This window comes from Tolypothrix sp. VBCCA 56010, from assembly GCF_050875635.1.
In the GTDB taxonomy this organism is placed as follows: Bacteria; Cyanobacteriota; Cyanobacteriia; order Cyanobacteriales; family Nostocaceae; genus Hassallia.
Window position 1 is genome coordinate 65,939 of sequence record NZ_JBPAOH010000026.1, and the last position, 6,325, is coordinate 72,263.

Here is a 6,325-nt window from a genome sequence, read left to right on the forward strand (position 1 = left end):
TCGTATTTCGTGTTTGTCGCAATCTACTATGGCGAAAATTAATAACAATTTCCTTAAGCTCAAAGCAGGCTATTTGTTTCCAGAAATTGCTCGACGAGTCAATGCTTTCGCGGAGGCAAACAGTGAGGCAAATATCATTCGGTTAGGTATTGGTGATGTCACCGAACCTTTACCTGAAGCTTGTCGCACAGCGATGATTAAAGCTGTCGAAGAAATGGGCGATCGCTCTACGTTCAAAGGCTACGGTCCAGAACAAGGTTATGCTTGGTTGCGTGAGAAAATTGCTTTACATGACTTTCAATCTCGCGGATGTGAGGTTGATGCATCGGAAATTTTCATTTCTGATGGTTCTAAATGCGACACGGGCAATATTCTGGATATCTTTGGTAATGATAATGCGATCGCTGTCACCGATCCTGTTTATCCGGTGTATGTAGATACCAATGTCATGGCTGGACATACCGGAGCGGCTAATGATAAAGGTGAGTTTGAGGGTTTGGTATATTTGCCAATTACGGCAGAGAATAACTTTACTGCCGAAATTCCCGATCGGAAAATCGATTTAATTTATCTGTGCTTTCCTAATAATCCCACCGGCGCAACTGCCAGCAAAGAACATTTGAAGGCGTGGGTAGATTATGCTAAGTCTCATAACTCGATTATTTTCTTTGATGCAGCTTACGAAGCGTTTATCACCGATTCCGAGATTCCGCACTCGATTTATGAAATTGAAGGGGCAAGAGATTGTGCGATCGAGTTTCGCTCTTTTTCCAAGAATGCCGGCTTTACCGGTACTCGTTGTGCCTTAACGGTTGTGCCGAAGACACTCAAAGCCAAAGCTGCTGATAATTCCGATGTGGAACTGTGGAAGCTGTGGAATCGCCGCCAATCTACCAAGTTTAATGGAGTGTCTTATATCGTCCAACGCGGAGCCGAGGCAATTTACTCTGAGGAAGGTATATCACAAACTCAGGCACTTGTCAAGTTTTATATGGAAAATGCAAAAATAATTACGGAACAACTGACAGCAGCGGGATTGCAGGTATATGGCGGCGTAAATGCGCCTTACGTCTGGGTGAAAACGCCTAATAATTTGTCGAGTTGGGATTTCTTCGATAAATTGTTGCAAACTGTAAATGTTGTGGGAACACCCGGTTCTGGTTTTGGTGCTGCGGGTGAAGGTTACTTTCGGATTTCCGCATTTAATAGCCGGGAGAATGTGGAAGAAGCGATGAAACGGATTACCGAGAAGTTTAAAATGTAGATTGGGGTGGGCGATCGCTCCGGATACCTAATTAGTTCTCCGCCGCCTCTACCGCGAGCGGTAGAGGCGGCGGAAAATTTTAATATCTATCATATAATAAAAACCAAATTTTGATTTTTTTGGGAAATCAACACTCTTGACATTCGGATTAGGGTCTAGATTCTTCTCCTTATGCCGTTAGTTGTTTTTTCTAACAAAGACTCAATTTCCGGAGATGACAAATACCCGATGTCCGAAGCCTCCCCCCAGGCAGTCAATCGGCTGCTAGCAGGTTTACCAGATGCTGAGTACCAGCGCCTTGTTCCCCACCTAAAGCATGTCCAGCTTTCTTTAAAGCAAGTCCTTCACGAGGTTGGTGAACCAATCGAATACGTCTATTTTCCCCTTCGGGCAATAGTTTCTTTGCTCTCCACTATGGATGATGGCTCGATGGTCGAAGTGGGCTTAGTGGGTAATGATGGGATAACGGGTATCCCCCCAGTTTTGGGAGACAACATCGCGACCACAACCGCGACCGTGCAGGTTCCTGACTCTGCCATGAGGATGAAGGCAAGCTTGCTGAAAACGGAGTTTGAGCAGGGTGGTTCACTGCAAAGCCTGCTGCTGCGGTACATACAAGCGCTGTACGCCCAAGTCTCTCAAGGGGCTGCCTGCAACCGCCTCCATCGTTTGGATGAGAGACTTGCCCGTTGGCTGCTGATCGTCTGTGACCGTATACAGTCAAACGAGTTGCCCCTGACTCAAGAATTTATGTCCCAGATGCTGGGTGTACGACGTGCTGGGGTCACGGAGGCAGCTAACAGCCTTCAACAAGCAGGACTGATTCGCTACACCCGTGGCAAAATTACCATTTTGAATCGGCAGAAATTGGAAGCTGCTTCCTGTGAGTGTTATGAAATCATCAAAGGCGAGTACGCTAGGTTGCTAGGCAAGAAACACAGTTGAAAGCTATTGTCAAGTAGAGAGGCGATCGCTTTTGGTGCTAGCTTATCAAAAAGTCGAATATGCCCTAAACAGATTGCAAAATTCTTGGCAGGGTTTTAAGGAGTAATTGCTGATTATGCTATCAACTCAGGTATCTTCAAACCTTTCGCTAGAAGAGTTTCTGAAATTGTCAGAAACCAAACCTGCTAGTGAATATATCGACGGACGCATCTACCAAAAGCCAATGCCACAGGGAAAACATAGTACAATTCAAACCGAATTAGTCTCTGCTATCAATCAAGTTGGTAAAGTACAAAAAATAGCTTATGCTTTTACTGAATTACGCTGCACATTTGGCGATCGCTCTTTAGTTTTAGATATTGCTGTGTTTGAATGGCAAAGAATTCCTCTTGATGCCAAAGGGAGAGTAGCTAATAAATTTGAAATTTATCCAGATTGGATAATTGAAATTCTTTCTCCCGAACAATCTCCAAACAGAGTTATCCGTAAAATTACATTTTCTATACAAAATGGTACAAAGCTAGGTTGGTTTCTTGACCCCGAAGATGAATCTGTAATGGTTTCTCAACCTAACCAACTACCAGAAATTAAAGAAGGACAAGATATTCTACCAGTTCTCAGTGTATTAAAAGACTGGCAATTATCTGTTGCAGATGTATTCGCGTGGTTAAGTTTTACATAAAAAATTGTTAATAATAATTGCAATTGGCTGGCGATTAGAATCGGATTTCGGCATTTAATAGCCGGGAGAATGTGGAAGAGGCGATGAAACGGATTACCGAAAAGTTTAAGGTGTAGAAAGTTGGGGTGGGCGATCACCGACTCGAACCTACAACTGCAAAAGAATGGTACGGTGTGCTTTTTTGCAGGTTATACATAACAGTACAAAATACTCATATAAGTAATTACCAGTAATTTATCTAAAAATTTAGTATCAAATTACAAGTATGTCGTCGCACACAGAGCCGACGAGAGAGCTACTATAGCCGGTTGCATGGCAATGCAATAAGCTAAACCACATTTATAGCGGTTCTCGGTTGGGTGGAGTACATTTTTAACCTCGCTTCCATTCCTCTCTCCTCATAGGAGATTGAGTCTTACTCCCCTTGCCTCTCTTCTCAATCACAAAGACGCTGCGCGAACGTAGGGAAATTGGACTCAACTGCAAAGCGCTATATTTAATTGGGCAATCACCTGACTTATATACTTATAAAGTTAATATTTGTTATACAATTGCTTGCCAAAGTGAATTGGCGCTAAATACGTGTAATTACTGTTATGTTTTTAGTTTAAAAACGTACATGACAAAGACAAGCAAAACGCATACCGCATAATCAGTGGTAGGTGTTCTGCGAAAAAAAACAATTAAAACCCAATAAAAAGGAGAAAAAATCATGAGACGATTCTGGTTCTAATAACAAATAACAGAATATAACTCAAATAATTCATCAGCAGCTATTTCTATGTCGCTGGTGTTCAGCGAAAAAACAATTAAAACCCAATAAAAAGGAGAAAAAATCATGCTAAGATACCCGCGCGGTTTCTAATAACAAATAACAGAATATAACTTAAATAATTCATCAGCAGCTATTTCTATGTCACTGATGAATTATTTATTTTATTTTCGCGCTCTTACTACTGCCGAAAAAAAAGCCAATTAAGTTTTTCAGACATTCAGACCAAATAATAATGCAGGCTCTTTGGTTTCTCAAAAGTATTAATAAATATATTGCTGGTTATAAATGGCTAGCTATTTTACTTGTTGGCTGCCTGATATTTGACGCAGCATTTGATTCAGCCATGAGGGCTAGTTTAAAATTTATTATCGATGCGGCTATTGTTCCTAAAAACTATGGTCTTTTGATTTTAATTATCTCGCTCATGGTCGTTGGCGCAATCTTATACGGCTGCATCGGTTTGCTAGGAAACTTCTTAGGAGCGCGTTTGGGTATTCTGATAATCAACAATATCCGCATCTCTATATTTGAGCATCTCCAGAACCTGTCGATGGATTTTTTTGGGCGGCGTTCTGCTGAGGATATTGTCAAATGTTTAATATCAGATACAAATAGAGTGGAAAGTGGTTTGGTCACAATGGGACTGTCAGTGCTGATTATAGACTTCAGTGGCATCCTATTTTCTGTCTCGATCCTCTTTTTTCTTAACTGGCAGTTGGCTATTCTCAGTTGCATTGGTTTAACATTCTGCATAATTGCTCCGACAAAAATTGCCCAAATTGCTACTGAAAAGAGCTATGAATTGATGGACAAGGAAGGAGAAATTGCCAGCATAGCCGAAGAGAATATTCTCTCGCAATCCGTTGTCAAAATATTTGGGCTGGAAAAACAAGTTACCAAAAGATTTTCAGTTCATCTGAATGACTTGAAACGAGTTTATGTCCCGGCAATGTTTGTGTCTTACCTAGTACAGAAAATTCCCATTGTAGTTTTTGTCCTCTTGCAAGTTGTAATTTTAAGTGTCGGTGCGGCGATGACTTACTGGAATTTGATTACAGTAGGAACGCTCGTTTCTTATCAGGTTTTCTTGCTGGGTTTGCATCTCAATATCCTTGGCTTGACTGCAATGTTGCCTGAATTTATAGCAGCAGTGGCAGCCCTGCAACGCATCAGCGATATTTTGTCAGAAATTCCCCAAGTGCAGGATGCTCCAAACGCCGTTGACTTGCCGCATTTTGAGGGTGAAATTCGTTTTGAAAATGCTAGCTTTAGCTACTCGGAAGAAAGAAGAGGAATTAAGAACCTATCCCTAAATATCCGCAAAGGGGACTTTGCAGTGTTTGTTGGTTCTTCTGGTGCAGGTAAAAGTACAATTGTCAATTTACTGACACGATTTTATGACCTGGATAAGGGTCAAATTCTGTTTGATAAAGTTGATTTGCGCTTCTGCACGCAACAATCACTGCGTTCTTAAATTGGACTGGTTTCTCAGGATGTCATTTTGTTTAATGACTCGGTGGAAGAGAATATCCGCATGGGCTATTTAGAAGCTACAAGAAAGCAAATAGAAGCCGCAGCCAAAGCCGCAGAAATTCACGATTTTATTCTGAGTTTACCTCAAGGCTATGATACACCCGTTGGCAATAGAGGCGGACAGCTATCGGGGGGACAGCGGCAAAGAATCGCCCTAGCAAGAGCCTTGGTGAGAAATCCAGCCATCCTAATTTTAGATGAAGCCACATCAGCACTAGACCCGATTACCGAAGCAGGAATCCTCGCCACGTTATCGCGCATTGCGTCAGAATGCACAGTCATTATCATCACCCATCGCATTAGTCAAGCGTTACGTGCGGATGTAATTTTTGTGATGGAAAACGGGCGCATTGTTGAATCAGGTAGTCATGTAGATTTGATTCAACTTGGGGGACTATATGCCACGCTTTGGCAACAAAGTCATAGAGCAAATAACGATGTAGTAGAGCTTGTCCGTTCCTGATAACAGATTTGACGTGTATTAAATATATTGGAGTTGAGTTTTATGACGAGTACAAATGATTCCAAATGGCTAATCCCATCTTCCCAGGGCCTTGCCTCAAAATCACTTGAGGAAGAGAAAGCTCTCTGGGATGAAAACCACAAGGATTATGCCAATAATACTTTCAGCCTGACCCAAGACCCGAAAATCTGCAAAACCTTAGTCCGTCCCGAACGCTCTCCCGGTTTTGATATTCCCAATTCGCCTGATATCAAAGTTTTAATTCCCGGTTGTGGCTCGGAAATTTATCTTCAGAAGACATTACTAGAATTTTGTCCCAACATTGGACAGGTTTACTGTACCGATTTTTCCCAGACGGCGATTGAAAAAGCCGTGGAAAGTTGGTTTCAAGCCTTGGGAGATTCCAGACTCAAGAATCAGCAATTCGTTTTTGAGCTAGCTGATTCTACCAAATTAACAGAACAAAAACCTGAGTGGAAGGATAAATTCGATTATATCTTGCTCGTTAATACCATGGTTTCCAGTGAGGATGAAACCAACCGCCAGATGATAAGAGAATTTCAGTAGACCGAAAACTTTTGCGATCGTCAAAAAATAGTAACCTGTGATACAGTTTTTCAAGAATTCAAAAAAGTTGCTCGTTTTTCATGATTGATAAAGGAA

Annotated in this window: 4 protein-coding genes and 1 pseudogene; all 5 read left to right on the forward strand. The window is 41.7% G+C overall.

Annotation, left to right across the window (positions count from 1 at the left end; all coding sequences use genetic code 11):
- Nucleotides 1–28: 28 nt before the first annotated feature.
- Entirely contained in the window at nucleotides 29–1,264 is a 1,236-nt protein-coding gene (locus tag AABK37_RS11810) for an LL-diaminopimelate aminotransferase (RefSeq protein ID WP_432551759.1), read from the forward strand.
- Nucleotides 1,265–1,492: 228 nt separating this feature from the next.
- Nucleotides 1,493–2,209 carry a Crp/Fnr family transcriptional regulator gene (locus tag AABK37_RS11815; protein WP_432551763.1) on the forward strand — a complete coding sequence of 239 codons (717 nt, stop codon included), beginning with the start codon at nucleotides 1,493–1,495 and terminating at the stop codon, nucleotides 2,207–2,209.
- A gap of 112 nt (nucleotides 2,210–2,321) precedes the next feature.
- Entirely contained in the window at nucleotides 2,322–2,891 is a 570-nt protein-coding gene (locus AABK37_RS11820) for a Uma2 family endonuclease (protein WP_432551764.1), read from the forward strand.
- 1,007 nt (nucleotides 2,892–3,898) lie between these two features.
- A pseudogene (locus tag AABK37_RS11825) lies at nucleotides 3,899–5,662 on the forward strand (ABC transporter ATP-binding protein).
- Between the two features lie 42 nt (nucleotides 5,663–5,704).
- Complete coding sequence (locus AABK37_RS11830; RefSeq protein ID WP_432551760.1) at nucleotides 5,705–6,229, forward strand: class I SAM-dependent methyltransferase; 525 nt, start codon at nucleotides 5,705–5,707, stop codon at nucleotides 6,227–6,229.
- Nucleotides 6,230–6,325 lie beyond the last annotated feature (96 nt).